The organism is Blastococcus sp. KM273128 (assembly GCF_021698975.1).
Classification (GTDB): domain Bacteria; phylum Actinomycetota; class Actinomycetes; order Mycobacteriales; family Geodermatophilaceae; genus Blastococcus.
On the sequence record NZ_SSXA01000023.1, the window covers coordinates 1 to 16491 of the forward strand.

16 protein-coding genes and 1 pseudogene are annotated in these 16491 nt (G+C 74.2%); 6 read left to right on the forward strand and 11 right to left on the reverse strand.

Annotated features, from left to right (window positions below; genetic code table 11):
* Nucleotides 1-512: DUF5701 family protein (locus tag E9529_RS08840; protein WP_236830790.1), on the forward strand; the 512-nt coding region annotated here is incomplete at its 5' end.
* A gap of 76 nt (nt 513-588) precedes the next feature.
* Here E9529_RS08840 and E9529_RS08845 read toward each other — a convergent pair.
* The gene (locus tag E9529_RS08845; RefSeq protein ID WP_236830791.1) at nt 589-1197 is read right to left on the reverse strand and encodes an MBL fold metallo-hydrolase; all 609 of its coding nucleotides are present in this window, start codon (nt 1195-1197) and stop codon (nt 589-591) included.
* A complete protein-coding gene (locus E9529_RS08850; protein ID WP_236830792.1) occupies nt 1194-2285 on the reverse strand; it encodes an S-(hydroxymethyl)mycothiol dehydrogenase in 1092 nt (363 codons plus the stop codon). Before E9529_RS08850 ends, E9529_RS08845 begins: the two co-directional genes overlap by 4 nt.
* 214 nt (nt 2286-2499) lie before the next feature.
* Between E9529_RS08850 and E9529_RS08855 the strand changes: the two genes are divergently transcribed.
* Together E9529_RS08855 and E9529_RS08860 are read left to right on the forward strand one after the other, a co-directional pair.
* Nucleotides 2500-3918 carry an OFA family MFS transporter gene (locus tag E9529_RS08855; protein WP_236830793.1) on the forward strand — a complete coding sequence of 473 codons (1419 nt, stop codon included), beginning with the start codon at nt 2500-2502 and terminating at the stop codon, nt 3916-3918.
* Nucleotides 3915-4061, forward strand: coding sequence for a hypothetical protein (locus E9529_RS08860; RefSeq protein WP_236830794.1), 147 nt, complete (start codon nt 3915-3917; stop codon nt 4059-4061). Before E9529_RS08855 ends, E9529_RS08860 begins: the two co-directional genes overlap by 4 nt.
* Before the next feature lie 183 nt (nt 4062-4244).
* On the opposite strand, the gene E9529_RS08865 is transcribed toward E9529_RS08860, so the two are convergent.
* The 5 genes from E9529_RS08865 to E9529_RS08885 form a co-directional block, all read right to left on the reverse strand.
* Nucleotides 4245-4622 carry a sterol carrier family protein gene (locus E9529_RS08865; protein WP_236830795.1) on the reverse strand — a complete coding sequence of 126 codons (378 nt, stop codon included), beginning with the start codon at nt 4620-4622 and terminating at the stop codon, nt 4245-4247.
* Entirely contained in the window at nt 4622-6967 is a 2346-nt protein-coding gene (gene purL, locus E9529_RS08870; RefSeq protein ID WP_236830796.1) for a phosphoribosylformylglycinamidine synthase subunit PurL, read from the reverse strand. The genes E9529_RS08865 and purL overlap by 1 nt, the downstream gene beginning before the upstream one ends.
* Nucleotides 6964-7635, reverse strand: coding sequence for a phosphoribosylformylglycinamidine synthase subunit PurQ (gene purQ / locus E9529_RS08875; RefSeq protein ID WP_236830797.1), 672 nt, complete (start codon nt 7633-7635; stop codon nt 6964-6966). The genes purL and purQ overlap by 4 nt, the downstream gene beginning before the upstream one ends.
* 7 nt (nt 7636-7642) lie before the next feature.
* On the reverse strand, nt 7643-7882 hold the full coding sequence (gene purS / locus E9529_RS22410) for a phosphoribosylformylglycinamidine synthase subunit PurS (protein WP_040338692.1): 240 nt from the start codon (nt 7880-7882) through the stop codon (nt 7643-7645).
* 158 nt (nt 7883-8040) lie between these two features.
* Entirely contained in the window at nt 8041-8748 is a 708-nt protein-coding gene (locus E9529_RS08885) for a DUF559 domain-containing protein (RefSeq protein ID WP_236830798.1), read from the reverse strand.
* A gap of 319 nt (nt 8749-9067) precedes the next feature.
* Here E9529_RS08885 and E9529_RS08890 point away from each other — a divergent pair.
* A pseudogene (locus E9529_RS08890) lies at nt 9068-9748 on the forward strand (DNA alkylation repair protein).
* 92 nt (nt 9749-9840) lie between these two features.
* Here E9529_RS08890 and E9529_RS08895 read toward each other — a convergent pair.
* The gene (locus tag E9529_RS08895; protein WP_236830799.1) at nt 9841-10698 is read right to left on the reverse strand and encodes a phosphoribosylaminoimidazolesuccinocarboxamide synthase; all 858 of its coding nucleotides are present in this window, start codon (nt 10696-10698) and stop codon (nt 9841-9843) included.
* Nucleotides 10695-12002, reverse strand: coding sequence for an adenylosuccinate lyase (gene purB, locus E9529_RS08900; protein ID WP_236830800.1), 1308 nt, complete (start codon nt 12000-12002; stop codon nt 10695-10697). Before purB ends, E9529_RS08895 begins: the two co-directional genes overlap by 4 nt.
* Before the next feature lie 96 nt (nt 12003-12098).
* On the opposite strand from purB, the gene E9529_RS08905 reads away from it, so the two are divergent.
* Entirely contained in the window at nt 12099-13568 is a 1470-nt protein-coding gene (locus tag E9529_RS08905) for an AI-2E family transporter (RefSeq protein ID WP_236830801.1), read from the forward strand.
* A gap of 5 nt (nt 13569-13573) precedes the next feature.
* Here E9529_RS08905 and E9529_RS08910 read toward each other — a convergent pair whose 3' ends face one another.
* Together E9529_RS08910 and purD are read right to left on the reverse strand one after the other, a co-directional pair.
* Entirely contained in the window at nt 13574-13978 is a 405-nt protein-coding gene (locus E9529_RS08910) for a hypothetical protein (RefSeq protein ID WP_236830802.1), read from the reverse strand.
* Nucleotides 13975-15255, reverse strand: coding sequence for a phosphoribosylamine--glycine ligase (purD, locus tag E9529_RS08915; protein WP_236830803.1), 1281 nt, complete (start codon nt 15253-15255; stop codon nt 13975-13977). The genes E9529_RS08910 and purD overlap by 4 nt, the downstream gene beginning before the upstream one ends.
* A 241-nt stretch (nt 15256-15496) precedes the next feature.
* Here purD and E9529_RS08920 point away from each other — a divergent pair, with 241 nt between their 5' ends.
* On the forward strand, nt 15497-16462 hold the full coding sequence (locus tag E9529_RS08920) for a glycerophosphodiester phosphodiesterase family protein (protein ID WP_236830804.1): 966 nt from the start codon (nt 15497-15499) through the stop codon (nt 16460-16462).
* Nucleotides 16463-16491 lie beyond the last annotated feature (29 nt).

The following is a 16491-nucleotide window of genomic DNA, read 5'->3' on the forward strand; positions in this document are numbered from 1 at the left end:
CGGGCGCCCTGCTGGTGGTGCACCCGGACCGGGCGCCGGTGTCGGCCCTGGCGCCGCTGCTCGAGCTCGACGGCCGGCGCGGCTTCGTCGTCGAGGACATGACCGACGTCGACGCGTTCGGCCCCGCCGGCGGGGTGGACCTCCCGGACGGTCCCGTCTACGCCGTCAGGGGGCTGGACCGAGGCGACGGGATGCGGAACCGGAGCCCCGACGAGGCGCTGCCCGCCCTGGGTGCTGCCGGCCGGACCCCGCTCACCCTGGGCGAGGGGGTCCACTGGCTGCTGCAGTGCCCCGGGGTGCTGGCGCGCAACGCCTGCTTCATGACCGTCGGCTCGCGGCTGCGGAGGCCCTCCGGCCGCCTCGACGCCCGGACGCCGGCGCTGTGGATCAGCAACGGCACGGGCCGCGACGGGCGCGCGCGGCGGGGCGCCCCGAAGGTCGGCTGGTGCTGGGCCGGCAACCGGCACACCTGGCTGGGCTTCGCCTCGGCCGCCGACCGCATCCCGCTCTGACCCCGGGGCACGGGAGGCTCTACGTGCGGCTCCGAGGCCGGTGCCGCGCGGGGAGCTCCCCGCGCCTACCTCGGGCTCAGCGGACGTTGCCCAGCTCGGCCGCGATGGTCGTGTCCTCGCCGTGGCCGGTCTTCACGACCGTGTCCCCGTGCAGGGTGAGCAGCTGCGCCCGGATCGAGTTCACGATCGTCGGGTGGTCGCTGAACGACCGCCCCGTCGCGCCCGGCCCGCCGCAGAACAGGGTGTCGCCGGTGAAGACGGTGCGCAGGTCGGCCGCGTGCAGGCAGGTGCTGCCGGGCGAGTGACCCGGCGTGTGCAGCGCGACCAGCCGGGTGCCGGCGACGTCGAAGCGCGTGCCCGCCTGCAGCTCCTCGTCGGGCGCGGCATCCGCGTGCGTCATGTCCCAGAGCATCCGGTCGGCGGGGTTGAACCAGATCGGGGCGCCGGTCGCCTCGCGGAGGGCGGGGGCGGCGGTGATGTGGTCGTTGTGCCCGTGGGTCAGGACGATCGCGGTCACCTTCCGGCCGCCGATCGCCGCCACGATGGGCGCGGCGTCGTGCGGCGCGTCGATCACCAGCACCTCGTCGTCGTCCCCGACCAGCCAGACGTTGTTCTCGACGTCGAAGTCCTGCCCGTCCAGCGAGAAGACGCCCGGGACCACGACCTGCTCGATGCGGGCGCTCACCTGCCGAACACCACCACGGAGCGCAGGACGTCGCCGGCGTGCATCTTGTGGAACGCCTCCTCGACGTCGTCCAGCCCGATCGTCTCGGTGACGAACGCGTCGAGGGGGAACCGGCCCTGCAGGTAGAGGTCGACGAGCATCGGGAAGTCGCGGCTGGGCAGGCAGTCGCCGTACCAGGAGGACTTCACCGCCCCGCCCCGGCCGAAGACCTCGATCGCCGGGAGGGTGATCTCCATGTCCGGCGTCGGGACGCCGACCATGACCACGCGGCCGGCGAGGTCGCGGGCGTAGAACGCCTGCTCGAACACCTTCGGGTGGCCGACCGCGTCGATGGCGACGTCGACGCCGAACCCGCCGGTGAGCGCCCGGATCGCCTCGACCGGGTCGGTCTCCTTGGAGTTGACCGTGTGGGTGGCGCCGAACTGCCGGGCCCACTCCAGCTTCCGGTCGTCGATGTCGACGGCGATGATCGTGGACGCGCCGGCGAGCGTGGCGCCCGCCACCGCGGCATCGCCGACGCCGCCGCAGCCGAACACGGCGACGGTCTCCCCGCGCTGCACGCCACCGGTGTTGATCGCCGCACCGACGCCGGCCATGACGCCGCAGCCCAGCAGGCCGGCGGCCGTCGGCGGGGCGGCCGGGTCGACCTTCGTGCACTGGCCGGAGTGGACCAGCGTCTTCTCGGCGAAGGCGCCGATGCCCAGGGCCGGGGAGAGCTCCGTGCCGTCGGCGAGCGTCATCTTCTGCGCCGCGTTGTGGGTGTTGAAGCAGTACTGCAGCTCGCCCTTGCGGCAGGCGCGGCACTCACCGCACACCGCCCGCCAGTTGAGGACGACGTAGTCGCCGACCGCCACGTTGGTGACACCCTCGCCCACGGCGGAGACGACGCCCGCGGCCTCGTGGCCGAGCAGGAACGGGAAGTCGTCGTTGATCCCGCCCTCGCGGTAGTGGAGGTCGGTGTGGCAGACCCCGCACGCCTGCACGTCGACGACCGCCTCGCCGGGCCCCGGGTCCGGCACCACGATCGTCTCCACCGTGACCGGCCGGCCCTTGCCGCGGGCCACCACACCTCGCACCTCGTACGCCATGCAACGGAGCCTAGGACGTGCTCCGGACCGCGTCCGAGGCCGTCCGGGTCGATGAACAGTGCGGCACACCCTGGTCACAGATGCCTGTTGAACGCGCAACCTGCTGGCGTACGACGTACTGTGCCACGCGATAGCGACCCAGATCACAGATCATCGGGCGCGTCCCGGTCGCGTCCAACCGGCCGTACCGGTCCCGTCCCCGGAGGTTGTCCCCGTGGCAGTACCCGCCTTCCTGGCTCGCGACCGCATCGTCGCCAAGCCAGGCTTCAACCGCTGGCTCATCCCGCCGGCCGCGCTCGCCGTGCACCTGTGCATCGGCCAGGCGTACGCAACCAGCGTCTACAAGACGGCGCTCGTCGAGCACTTCGACGCGAGCCTCACCGCGATCGGCATCATCTTCTCGATCGCCATCGTGATGCTCGGCCTCTCCGCTGCCGTCTTCGGCACCTGGGTGGACAAGAACGGGCCGCGCGCCGCGATGTTCACCTCGGCGGTCTTCTGGGTGAGCGGCTTCCTCGTCGGCTCGCTGGGCATCTACACCAACCAGCTCTGGCTGCTCTACCTCGGCTACGGCTTCCTCGGCGGCATCGGCCTGGGCATCGGCTACATCTCGCCGGTGTCCACGCTGATCAAGTGGTTCCCCGACCGCCCGGGTCTGGCCACCGGCATGGCGATCATGGGCTTCGGCGGTGGCGCGCTCATCGCCTCGCCGCTGTCCCGCCAGCTCATGAACTGGTACGACGCGAACTACGACCCGGCCGTCGCCGGCACGGTGCCCAGCGGCAACGCCGTCGCGGGCCTGTTCCTGACCCTCGGCCTGATCTACCTGGTCTTCATGATGTTCGGCGCGTTCATCGTCCGCGTGCCCGCGGCCAACTGGCGGCCGGACGGCTTCGACCCGTCGACCGTCAAGGCGAAGTCGCTGGTCACGACCGAGAACGTCTCGGCGAACAACGCCATCAAGACGCCGCAGTTCTGGCTGCTGTGGACCGTGCTGTTCTGCAACGTGACCGCCGGCATCGGCATCCTCGAGCAGGCCGCGCCGATGATCCAGGACTTCTTCCGGGAGGGCGACACCTCCACGGTCCTCGCCGCGACCGCGGCCGGGTTCGTGGGCCTGCTGTCGCTGTTCAACATGGCCGGCCGCTTCGTGTGGTCGTCCACGTCGGACTACATCGGCCGCAAGCCGATCTACATGGTCTACCTCGGCGTCGGCATCATCCTGTACGTCATCCTGGCCACCCTCGGCAGCACGGCGACCTGGATCTTCGTCCTCACCGCGGCGATCATCATCAGCTTCTACGGTGGTGGCTTCGCGACGGTGCCCGCGTACCTGCGCGACCTGTTCGGCACCTACCAGGTGGGCGCCATCCACGGCCGGCTGCTGACCGCCTGGGCGGCCGCCGGCATCGTCGGCCCGCTGATCATCAACGGCGTCCTCGACGCCCGCGGCACGCCGGGCCAGCTCGTCGCCGGTGACTACCGGCCCGCCCTGTTCATCATGGTCGGGCTGCTGGCCGTCGGCTTCGTGGCGAACCTGCTGATCAAGCCGGTCGCCGAGAAGTGGTGGGAGCCCAAGCAGACCGACATCCCGACCACGGCCGCCGAGCCGGAGAGGAGCACCGTCCGATGAGCACCCCCGCCTCCCGCACCGGCGAGCAGGCGACCACGCACACCCCGGTGGCGCTGATCGCCTTCGCCTGGACCCTGGTCGGCGTCCCGCTGGCCTACGGGCTGTACAACACCATCAAGGCGGCCAGCGCGCTGTTCGGCTGACCGTCCCGCTCTCCCCGACGCCCCCGTCCGCACCCGCGGACGGGGGCGTCTGGCTGTGCACCCCGTCGGCCTACCGGCCGACACGGCGGCCAGGTGCCGTCCCCCGCTCCATGGAGCCCGTCCGCCGCACCCGGCGGGGACCCTCCGGGCCCACCACCGGGCACGGCACCACCGCAGAGCGGCTCAGCGAAGGGGGCGCAACGGCAGGTGGGGGGCGAGATCGGCGCGGTTGCCGCTCGCGCTGACCGCGCCCGCGGCCAGCGCCTCGTCCCACGTCAGCTGCCCGGTGGCCAGCCGCAGCCAGGTGGCCGCATCGGTCTCGACGACGTTGGGCGGGGTGCCCCGGGTGTGCCGCGGCCCCTCGACGCACTGGACGGCGACGTGCGGCGGCACCCGGAGCTCCACGGAGCGGCCGGGCACCTGCTGGGCCAGCCAGCGCGCCGTCGTCTTCACGGCGGCCCCCAGCACCGCCCGGGGCGGCTGCTCGGCCTCCCCCGCCAGCCAGGCGCGCACCGGGTCGACCGCTGCGCGCAGCTCGTCGGCCGGGATGGGCGCCGGCATCAGGACGTCGGGACGGTGCCCGCCGGAACGGTGCCGACCGCGTCCTCGGGTGCCCCGAACAGGGCCGGCAGGGTGGCGCTCCAGGTGGCCCGCAGCTCGTCCAGCGGCAGCTCGACCAGCCCGTCGACCACCAGCGCGTCGCCGCCGGTCGTCCCGAGCTCGGTCACCGGCACGCCGGCCCAGCGGGCGGTGGTCTTCACCCCGCCCGGATCGGTGGTGGTGACGACGACGCGCGCCGTCGACTCGCTGAACAGCGCGGTGAACGGGTCCTCGCCCAGCTCCAGCCGGGCACCGACGCCGTGGCGCAGGGCCGACTCGGCCAGCCCCTGGGCGAGCCCGCCGTCGGCGAGGTCGTGGGCCGAGCCGATCAGCCCCTCGCGGGCCAGCGCGGCGAGCAGCTCGCCGAGCGCCTTCTCGGCCGCGAGGTCGACCGCGGGCGGCCGCCCGCCGAGGTGGCCGTGGACGACGCTCGCCCAGGCGGAACCGCCGAACTCGGGCCGGGTGTCCCCGAGCAGGAGGACCGTCTCACCGTCGGCGCGCCAGCCGCTGGGCACGCGCGTGCGGACGTCCTCGTGCACGCCCAGGACGCCGATGACCGGCGTCGGGTTGATTGCGACGTCGCCGGTCTGGTTGTAGAGGCTGACGTTGCCTCCGGTGACCGGCAGGCCCAGCTCGCGGCACGCGTCGGCCAGGCCGCGGACGGCCTCGGCGAACTGCCACATCACCTCGGGGTTCTCCGGGGAGCCGAAGTTGAGGCAGTTGGTGACCGCCAGCGGCTTCGCGCCGGAGACCGCGACGTTGCGGTAGGCCTCGGCCAGGTTGAGCTGCGCGCCGGTGTAGGGGTCCAGCCGCGCGTAGCGGCCGTTGCCGTCGACGGAGAGCGCGATGCCGCGGTGGCTCTGCTCGTCGATCCGCACGACCCCGGCGTCGTCGGGCTGCGCCAGCACCGTGTTGCCGCGGACGTACCGGTCGTACTGCTCGGTGACCCAGGTCTTGTCCGCGCCGTCCGGGCTGCTGACGACGGCCAGCCAGTGCGCCTGGAGCTCCTCCGGCGTGGTCGGCCGGGGCAGCCGCGCGGCGTCGTCGGCCTGCAGCGCGTCCAGGTCGGCGGGGCGGGCCATCGGGCGCTCGTACACCGGGCCCTCGTGGGCCACGGTCCGCGGCGGGACGTCGACGATCCGCTCGCCGTGCCAGTCGACGGTGAGCCGATCGCCGTCGGTGACCTCGCCGATGACGGTGGCCAGCACGTCCCACTTGCGGCAGACCGCGAGGAACTGCTCGACCTTCGCCGGCTCGACGATCGCGCACATGCGCTCCTGCGACTCGCTCATCAGGATCTCGGCGGGCGTCAGGGTGGAGTCGCGCAGCGGGACGGTGTCGAGGTCGACGTGCATGCCGCCGGTGCCGGCGCTGGCCAGCTCGGACGTCGCGCAGGAGAGCCCGGCGCCGCCGAGGTCCTGGATGCCGGTGACCAGGTCGGCGGCGAAGATCTCCAGGCAGGCCTCGATGAGCAGCTTCTCGGTGAACGGGTCGCCCACCTGCACGCTCGGCCGCTTGGCCGGGCCCTCGGCGTCGAAGGTCTCGCTGGCCAGCACGCTGACGCCGCCGATGCCGTCGCCGCCGGTGCGGGCGCCGAAGAGGATGACCTTGTTGCCCACGCCCTCGGCCTTGGCCAGCCGCACGTCCTCATGCTTCATCACGCCGACGCAGAGCGCGTTGACCAGCGGGTTGCCGGCGTAGCAGTCGTCGAAGAGGATCTCGCCGCCGATGTTGGGCAGGCCCAGGCAGTTGCCGTAGCCGCCCACGCCGGCGACGACGCCGGGCAGCACCCGGGCGGTGTCGGCGGCGTCGGCCCGGCCGAAGCGCAGCGAGTCCATGACCGCGACCGGACGCGCGCCCATCGTCAGGATGTCGCGCACGATGCCGCCCACACCCGTGGCCGCCCCCTGGTAGGGCTCCACGTAGCTCGGGTGGTTGTGCGACTCGACCTTGAAGGTGACCGCGTAGCCCTCGCCGACGTCGACCACGCCGGCGTTCTCGCCGATGCCGACCAGCAGCGCGTCGCTCTGCGGCAGGTCCCCGAAGCGGCGCAGGTGCACCTTGCTGGACTTGTAGGAGCAGTGCTCGCTCCACATGACCGAGTACATCGCCAGCTCCGCCGTCGTGGGGCGGCGGCCGAGGATGTCCTTGATCCGGGCGTACTCGTCGGCCTTGAGCCCCAGCTCGGCGTAGGGCTGCTCGTCGTCCGGTGTGCGGGCGGCCAGCTCGACGGTGTCCAGCCGGTGCTGCAGCCGGCCGGGGCCGGTGTCGAGGTCGGAGAGCCCTGCGGTGGCCGACTCAGTCACGCGTTCACGACCGCCTTCAGGACGCTGGTGAAGAAGCCGAGGCCGTCGGTCGACGGCCCGGTGAGGTCCTCGACCGCGTGCTCGGGGTGCGGCATGAGCCCCACGACGCGGCCGTTCTCGCTGGTGACCCCGGCGATGTCGCGGCTGGAGCCGTTCGGGTTGCCGCCGGCGTAGCGGAACACCACGCGGCCCTCGCCCTCGAGGCGGTCGAGGTCGGCGTCGGCGGCCACGTAGCGGCCCTCGCCGTTCTTGACGGGGATGACGATGCGCTGGCCGGCCTCGTAGTCCTGGGTCCACGCGGTGTCGGCCCGCTCGACGACCAGCACCTGGTCGCGGTTGCGGAAGTGCAGGTGGCTGTTGCGGGTCAGCGCCCCGGGCAGCAGGCCCGACTCGCAGAGCACCTGGAAGCCGTTGCAGATGCCCAGCACCGGCAGGCCACCGTGCGCCGCGGCGACGACGTCCTGCATGAGCGGGGAGCGCGCGGCGATGGCACCGGCGCGCAGGTAGTCGCCGTAGGAGAACCCGCCCGGGAGGACGACGGCGTCGACGCCCTGCAAGTCGTGGTCGGCGTGCCAGAGGGCAACCGGCTCACCACCGGCGAGCCGCACCGCGCGCGCGGCGTCGACGTCGTCCAGGGAGCCCGGGAAGGTGATGACACCGATGCGCACGGTTCGTTCAGTCCTTGGGGAGGTGGAGCTCGACGTCCTCGATCACCGGGTTGGCGAGCAGCGTCTCGGCGATCTGCTTCAGCTCGGCCTCGTCGGGTGTCCCGTCGACCTCGAGCACGAAGTGCTTGCCCTGGCGCACGCTCCGGACGGAGTCGTGGCCGAGCCGGCCGAGCGCGCCGAGCACCGCCTGACCCTGGGGGTCGCTGATCTCCGGCTTCAGGACGACGTCGACCACCACGCGGGACACGCCGCCGAGGGTACCGGGACGCCGCGCCCCACCCCCGTGACCCTCGTCTCTCCCGCCGGATGCCGCCGAGCGCCCTACCCCGCCGGTCGAACCATGCGGACTCGTGGTGATCACCGCTCGAAGGCCACGAGTTCGCATGGTCGGCCAACGGACGGAGCTCAGCCCAGGCCGAGCGCCTCCCGGATCACGGCGAGGACCCGGTCAGGACGGCCCAGCACATCGGCGGACGTGAACCGCAGGACCGTCCACCCGGCCAGCACCAGGCGGTTCTGCCGGCGCAGGTCGTTGACGAAGACCCGCCGCTCGCGGTGCACGTCCCCGTCGAACTCCACGAGCACCTTGCGGTCCGGCCACGCCATGTCGACCTCACCGACGAACTGGCCGTCCACCCGGACGACGTGCTGCAACTCCGGCAGCGGCAGCCCGGCTTCGTGGAGCATCCAGCGCACCACCGACTCCATGGGCGAGCCGGCCCGTCGATCGGCGCACCCCACCACCCGACGAGCGGCCGCGATGCCTCGGCGACCCGCGAAGCGGCGCAGGACCACGGAGAACTCCTCCGCCGGGAACCCGCGGGCCAGCATCTGGTCGGTGACGGCGAGGAGGGCCGCGGGTGGCACGGCTGCCGCCAGGTCGATCCACGTCCGGCTGGGCGAGGTCACCCGGATGCCGTGGCGCTGCCGCGTCTCCCGCGCCGGCACCGCGGAGAAGTGGATGCGCCGGTCACGGCGGTGGCGGAGCCGCGCCTCCGGCCGCACGGTCACGTGCACCCGCGGGTCGTCGGGCGCCAGGGGCAGGTGGAGGTCCCAGAGCCGCGCCGCCGTCTGGTGGCTGACCACCGCGTCGTCCGGGGCGCCGAGCAGCACCGCGCGGACCCGGTCGGATGGGTCGCGTCCTGCGGCAGGTAGGTGTTCCTCGAGGTGCGCAGGACGTCCCGGTGCCGCAACTGCCAGTCCGTGATGCCCGCCGCCGCAGCGGCGCCGCGGTCGAGCGGTCCGGTGACCCTCGGGGGCACGCGCGGCGTCGGCACGGGCGGGGAGCCTGCCCGATGGAGGACGCTCGCCGCCGGCGTCGTCCACAGGCCTGCCGAACCATGCGAGCTCGGGGCGATCAACCCGTGATGGCCACGAGTTCGCAGGGTTCGCGCGGCGGTAGGTTCGGCCGGAGCCGGACGGGAGGTGTGGCGTGGGTGCGCTCGACGCCGTCTCGGTACGCGCGGCGCTGACCGCCGCCGCCGACGAGGCCGAACGCGCCAAGACGGCGCAGCGCATGACCGACGACGCGACGACCGTCATCGGCGTACGCATGGGCACCGTCTTCGCCATCGCGAAGGCGCACACCGCCATGGACCTGGCCGAGGTCGACCGCCTGCTCGACAGCGAGGCGTACGAGGAGCGCATGGTCGCGGTCAGCGTGCTGGACTTCAAGGCCCGCAGCCCCCGCCTGACGACGGACGAGCGGCAGTCGCTCTACGAGCTGTGGATGCGGCGACTCGACCGCATCGACACCTGGGACTACGTCGACCGTTCCGCCCCGCGGGTCATCGGTCTCTTCCTCCTGGACCGACCGCGCGAGGTCCTGTTCGACCTGGCCCGCTCGCCGGACCGCTGACACCGGCGGGCGGCGATCGTGGCGGCCTACGCGCTCATCCGCGCCGGCGACCTCGACGACCCCCTGGCGCTGTGCGAGCTCCTCGCCGCCGACCCCGAGCGGTTCGTCCAGACCGCGCTCGGCGTCGCGCTGCGGGAGATCGGCCGGGTCGACGCCGACCGGCTGCGGACGTTCCTCGACCGGTACGGCGCGGACCTCCTGCCCGAGGGCCGCCGCACCGCCCGAACGGGGCTCGACGAGCGTTCCACGGGCTGAGCCCCCGACGAAGCATGCGAACTCGTGGCCATCAACCCGGGATGGCCCCGAGTTCGCAGGGTTCGGCGGGAACGCGCCAGGCACGCGCCCCGTCAGCTGAACGTGGTGCCGGTCAGCTTCTCGTAGGCGGTGACGTAGCGCTCGCGCGTGGCGGCGACGACGTCCTCCGGCAGCTCGGGCGGCGGGGAGACGCGGTCCCAGCCGGACGAGGTCAGCCAGTCGCGCACGAACTGCTTGTCGTAGGAGGGCTGGACCGCCCCCGGCGACCACGTGTCGGCCGGCCAGAACCGCGACGAGTCGGGGGTGAGCACCTCGTCGCCGAGGACGAGCGCCCCGGCTGCCAGCCCGAACTCGAACTTCGTGTCCGCCAGCACGATGCCGGCGTCCGCCGCGATCTCCGCGCCGCGCCGGTACAGCGCCAGCGTCAGCTCGCGCAGCTCCCCGGCGCGGTCGGCGCCGACGGCGGTCACGACGGCGGCGAAGTCGATCGCCTCGTCGTGCTCCCCGACCTCGGCCTTGGTGGACGGCGTGAACACCGGCGAGGGCAGCCGCGACCCCTCCACCAGCCCGGCCGGCAGCGCGACGTCGCGGATGGAGCCGGTCCGCTCGTACTCCTTCGTGCCCGACCCGGACAGGTAGCCGCGGGCCACGCACTCCACGGGAAGCATCTCCAGCCGCCGGACGAGCATCGCCCGGCCCGCCACGGGGTCTGGCACATCGGTCGCCGACACCAGGTGGTGCGAGGCCCCGAACTCCGCCAGCACCGGCGCCAGCTGCCCGAACCACCACACCGAGAGCCGGGTGAGCACCCGCCCCTTGTCCGGGATCGGCGTGGGCAGCACGTGGTCGTAGGCCGAGATGCGGTCCGAGGCGACCAGCAGGAGCCGGTCGGGGCCGGCGTCGTAGATCTCCCGCACCTTGCCGCGGGCGACGAGCGGGAGGTCGATCACGACAGGGCGGCCAGCCGGTCGAACAGCGGTCCGAGATTGGCCACGTAGCGCTCCGGCCGGCAGATCTCGTCCAGCCGCGCCTCGTCGAGCACCACGCCGGACGACGACGCCCGCGCGCGCAGCGTCTCGCGGAACGGCGTGCCGCTCTGCCACGTCTCCATCGCCGCGGACTGGACCAGGGCGTAGGCGTCCTCGCGCGACTGCCCGGCCTCGACCAGCTCCAGCAGCACCGACGAGGTGTAGATCAGCCCGCCGGTGGACTCCAGGTTGGCCCGCATCCGGTCGGCGTCCACGACCAGGTTCTCCACCAGCCCCGCGGTGAGGTCCAGCAGGTAGTCGGTGGTGACCGCGGCGTCGGGCAGGAACACCCGCTCGGTGGACGAGTGAGAGATGTCGCGCTCGTGCCACAGCGGGATGCCCTCCATCACCGGCACGATCGCGGCGCGCACGACCCGGGCCAGCCCGGCGATGCGCTCGGAGCGGATCGGGTTCTTCTTGTGCGGCATGGCGCTCGAGCCCTTCTGGCCCGAACCGAACGCCTCGGAGAGCTCGCGCACCTCGGTGCGCTGGCCGTGCCGCACCTCCAGGGCGATCGCCTCGCAGACGGTCGCGATGATCCCCAGTGCGGAGACCCACTCGCTGATCGAGTCGCGCAGCACCACCTGGGTGGAGGCCTCGGCCGGCCGCAGGTCCAGCGCCTCGGCGACGGCGACCTCGACCGAGGGGTCGATCAGCGAGTAGGTGCCGACGGCGCCGGAGATGGCGACGACGCCGACGCGCTCACGGGCGGCCCGCAGGCGGTCGCGCGAGCGGGCCGCGGCGAAGGCCAGGTCGGCGACCCGGTGCCCCCACACGTCCGGCTCGGCGTGCACCCCGTGGGTGCGCCCGACCTTGATCGTGCCGCGGTGCGCCAGCCCGTGGTCGCGCAGCGCCACCACCAGCCGGTCGGCCTTGGCCAGCAGGATGTCGGTGGCCTCGGTGAGCTGCACGGCGAGGGCGGTGTCCAGCAGGTCCGACGAGGTCATGCCGTGGTGCACGAACGCGGCGGCCGACCGCGGCTCGGTGTTGTCGGCCCACGCGGTGAGGAACGCGATGACGTCGTGCTGCGTCGTCTCCTCGATCTCCGCGACCCGCTCGGCCGTGGGCGGGGGCGCGTTGCGCACCGGCTCCACGACGTCGGCGGGCACCCGGCCGGCGGCGGCGTGCGCCTCCAGGACGAGCGTCTCGACGCGGCACCACAGCTCGTACTTGTGGGCGTCGCTCCAGACCCGGCCCATCTCGGGGAGGGTGTAGCGCTCGATCATGCGGGTACCGCCCGCCACCGGTCAGCTCGTCGCAGCACGGGGACAGTCTCCCGCAGGGCTAGCGTGATCACGAACGGCCCCTACCGGAGGTGATCGATGCGGCGTCGCGCCCGAGAGCTCGCCGTGCGCAGCCGGCACCTCGCCGGGCGCGCCCGCGACCGGATCCGCGCCGCCCGGGAGCACGACCCGCACGCCTGGCACCACCACCGCCCGGCCGGCCCGTCCCCGGTCGGCGTCCGGGCCGGCGCCGACGGGCACGCCACCGACAGGCACGTCCCCGTCGGGCACCTCCCGGACGGACCGCTCCCCGACGGGCACGCCCCGGACGGCGCACCGCCCCCGCTGGGCAGCCCCGCCCCCGGCGCGCCCGACCTCGACGGGGCGCTGGGCCCGGGCGGGGTCAGCGGCCCGCCCGCGCACCCCTCGCCCGGCGGCGCGGCCCCGCGCCCGGCCCGGCACCGGAGCGGGGCGGAGGACGTGGTCCCGTTCGGGCTGCGCACGGCCGCCGCGTGGTCGTGGCGGCTGATCGTGGTGATCGCGGGGTTCTACGTGCTGCTGTGGGCAGCGGTCCACCTCGCGGTCGTCATCGTCCCGGTGCTCGTGGCGCTGCTGCTCTCGGCGCTCCTGCAGCCGGGGGCGGCGGCGCTGGCCCGGCGCGGCTGGCCGCCGTCCCTGGCCGCCTTCACCATGCTGCTGGTCGGCCTGGCCGTGGTCGCCGGCATCATCACGCTGGTCGTCGAGCGGTTCACCGCGGGCTTCGCCGACCTCGCCGAGCAGGTCAGCGAGGGGCTGGCGCAGGTGCAGGCGTTCGTCGTCCGCAGCTTCCCCATCACCGAGGGCCAGCTCGCCGACCTGCTCACCCAGGCGCAGGACGCGCTGCTGGACAACCAGGACACCCTGGCCTCGGGTGCGCTGACGACGGCGGTGACGGTGGGCGAGGTCGTCACCGGCATCGTGCTGGCGCTGTTCACCCTCTTCTTCTTCCTGAAGGACGGCCGGTCGATCTGGCTGTGGCTGGTCGGCCTCTTCCCGGCCGCCTCCCGGGCCTACCTGGACGAGGCCGCCCGGCGCTCGTGGCGGACGCTCATCTCCTACGTGCGGGCCACCGTGGTCGTCGCGCTGGTCGACGCGGTCGGCATCGGCATCGGGCTGGCGGTCCTCGGCGTGCCGCTGGTGATCCCGCTCGCCGCGCTGGTGTTCCTCGGCGCCTTCGTGCCGATCATCGGCGGCTTCCTGGCCGGCACCGTGGCGGTGCTGGTGGCGCTGGTCTCCAACGGCCCGATCACCGCGCTGATCGCGCTCGCCGTCGTCATCGGCGTCATGCAGCTGGAGGGGCACGTCCTGCAGCCGCTGCTGCTGGGCCGGGCGGTGCGGGTGCACCCGCTGGCGGTGGTGCTCGCGATCGCCGCGGGCCTGCTGCTCGGCGGCATCTTCGGCGCGCTCATCGCCGTCCCCACAGTGGCCTGCGTGAACGTCGCGGGCACCTACCTCAGCCGCCGGCACGAGGGTCCGCGGCCGCCTGAACCACGCCCGGAGCGGGCCCGGCCGGCGGTCACGGCCGGTTAGCGCGCCTACCCGTCGACCGGCGCGTACGCGTCGGGGTGCGCGCGCAGGTGGGCCCGGAACGCCCGGTCGATCGTCTCGTCCCACTCGGGCAGCGCGGCGTCGTACCGGCGGCCGGCCTCCTGCTCCAGCTCCTCCGCGGCGTCCACGTCGTCGGGGTCGAGGTCTGCGGCGGCCCGGGTCACGTGCTCGACGGCCTCGGCCGCCGCACCGAGACCCAGGCTGCGGTAACCGGCCGCCGCGGCGGCACGCTGCTCCGGCTCCAGGCCTTCGACGGCGTGCAGCAGGCCACCGTTCATCGCCATCCCGTGGCAGAGCAGCACGGCGGCGAGGTCGGCGTCGCCGGGGTGCGTGAACTTACCGGACGGGTCGCACGCCCGGTTCCAGACCGCCTCGGCCGCGTCGTCGGTCATGGCCGGATCCGGCCCTCGACCGCGGCCAGCGCGATGTCGGTGCGCCAGTGGGCGCCGGCCAGCCGCACGCCGGCCACGCGCTCGTAGGCGGCCTGGCGGGCGGCCGCGAGGTCCTCGCCGACGGCGGTGACGGCCAGCACCCGCCCACCGGCGGAGAGCACGGCGCCGTCGTCCGCCAGCGCCGTACCGGCGTGCAGCACGCCCTCGCCGTCGGCGCCGGTGACCGGGTCACCGGTGCGTGGCGCCTCCGGGTAGCCGGGGGCGGCGACGACGACGGTGACCGCGGCGCCGTCGCGCCAGCGCAGCGGCGGGTGGCCGGCCAGGGTGCCGGTGGCCGCGGCGTGCAGCAGCCCGCCCAGCGGCGTCTCCAGCAGCGGGAGGACGACCTGGGTCTCGGGGTCGCCGAACCGGGCGTTGAACTCCACGACCCGCACGCCGCGCGAGGTGAGCGCCAGCCCGGCGTAGAGCAGGCCGCTGAACGTCTCGCCGCGGCGGGCCATCTCGTCCACGGTCGGCTGCAGCACGGTGGCCAGCACCTCGTCGACCAGCCCCGCCGGAGCCCACGGCAGCGGCGCGTAGGCACCCATCCCGCCGGTGTTGGGGCCGCCGTCGCCGTCGTCGCGCCGCTTGTGGTCCTGCGCGGGGACCAGCGGCAGCACCGTCGTCCCGTCGGTGACGGCGAACAGCGACACCTCCGGGCCGTCGAGGTACTCCTCCACGAGCACCGACCCGCCGGCGTCGAGCACCGCCCGGCCGTGGGCGGCGGCGGCCTCCCGGTCGGGCGTGACGACGACGCCCTTGCCGGCGGCCAGCCCGTCGTCCTTGACCACGTAGGGCGCGCCGCCGGTGAGCGCGGCGACCTCGTCGAGCGCCGTCTGCAGCTCGGCCGGACCGCCGACGGGCCACGAGCGGGCGGTCGGGACGCCGGCCGCCGTCATCACGTGCTTGGCGAAGGACTTGCTGCCCTCCAGCTGCGCGGCCTGCGCGGAGGGCCCGAAGCAGGCGATGCCGGCCTCGCGCACGGCGTCGGCCGCCCCGGCGACCAGCGGCACCTCGGGGCCGATCACCGCGAGGTCGGCGCGCCAGTCCCGCGCCAGCGCAGCCACCGCGACCGGGTCGGCCACGGCCAGCCGCTCCCCGCCGGGGGGTGGCGGTGCGACGGCCCGCGTCCCGGCGTTGCCGGGGGCGCAGGCGAGCGCGCTCACCGCGATGTCGGACTGCAGAGCCACGCACAGGGCGTGCTCCCGGGCACCGGAGCCGATCACCAGCACGCGCACGATCCGCGACCCTACCGATGCCGGCCGCACCCGGCGGGCGGTCCCACCCGTCACGGGTTCTCCGTGTGAGATCACCCACGCCGGCCCCGGACCTCCGCTGGTCAGCGCGCCGGACGTCCGATCGTGCGCGACCCGTCCCCTCCAGTTCGCCCCCGATTCATCCGATTCATGTGTTGTGGGTGCCATGCGCGCGACCGAGTCGCTGGCCGAGAGGCCAGGGACACGTCTTCCCCGCCCCCTCGTGATCGGCCACCGCGGAGCCCCGGCCTACCGGCCGGAGCACACGCGGGCGAGCTTCGAGCTGGCCGTCGACCAGGGGGCCGACCTCATCGAGCCCGACGTCGTGCTCAGCCGCGACGGCGTGCTGGTCGTCCGGCACGAGAACGAGCTCTCCCTCTCGACCGACGTGGCCGAGCACCCGGAGTTCGCCGACCGCCGCACCACCAAGGTGGTCGACGGCGCGGTGTGCACCGGCTGGTTCACCGAGGACTTCACGCACGCCGAGCTGCGGACACTTCGCGCCGTCGAGCGGATGCCGGAGCTGCGCCCGCTGAACACCGCCTACGACGGCCGGTACGGCATCCTCACGCTGGCCGAGGTCGTCGAGCTGGCCCGCTGCCGCTCCACGGCGGACCGGCCGGTGCGGGTGCTGGCCGAGCTCAAGCACCCCGAGTACTTCACCGGGCTCGGCATGCCCATGGGCGCGCTGGTGGCCGCGGAGCTGCGCCGGCTGGGTGCGGCCGGCGCGGGGGGCACCGTGGTCGTGCAGGCGTTCGACCCCGCGGTGCTCCGCGACCTGCGCGACCGGCTCGGCGAGGACGGCCCGCAGCTCGTGCAGCTGGTGCACGACCTGCCGGTCGGCGACGCGATGGTGACCCCGTCCGGGCTGCGGGAGATCTCGACCTACGCCCAGGGCATCGCGCCCAGCCGGGAGCGCGTCCTGGCCAGCGGGGCCCGGCACGGGCGCGCCGGAGGGCACCTGGTCGCCCAGGCGCACGCCGCGGAGCTGACCGTCTTCTGCTGGACGCTGCGGGCGGAGAACGTGTTCCTGCCCGAGCACCTGCGGCGCGGCACGGCCCCCGAGGGGCTGGGCGACGCCGTCGGGGACGCCCTGGCGCTGCTGGCGCTCGGCGTCGACGGGCTGATCAGCGACTCCCCCGACCAGGCCGTCCGCGCCCGCACGGCGGTCCCCGCCCAGCTGGTCTGAACCCGTCGGTGGTCCGCGACGCGGGGCCC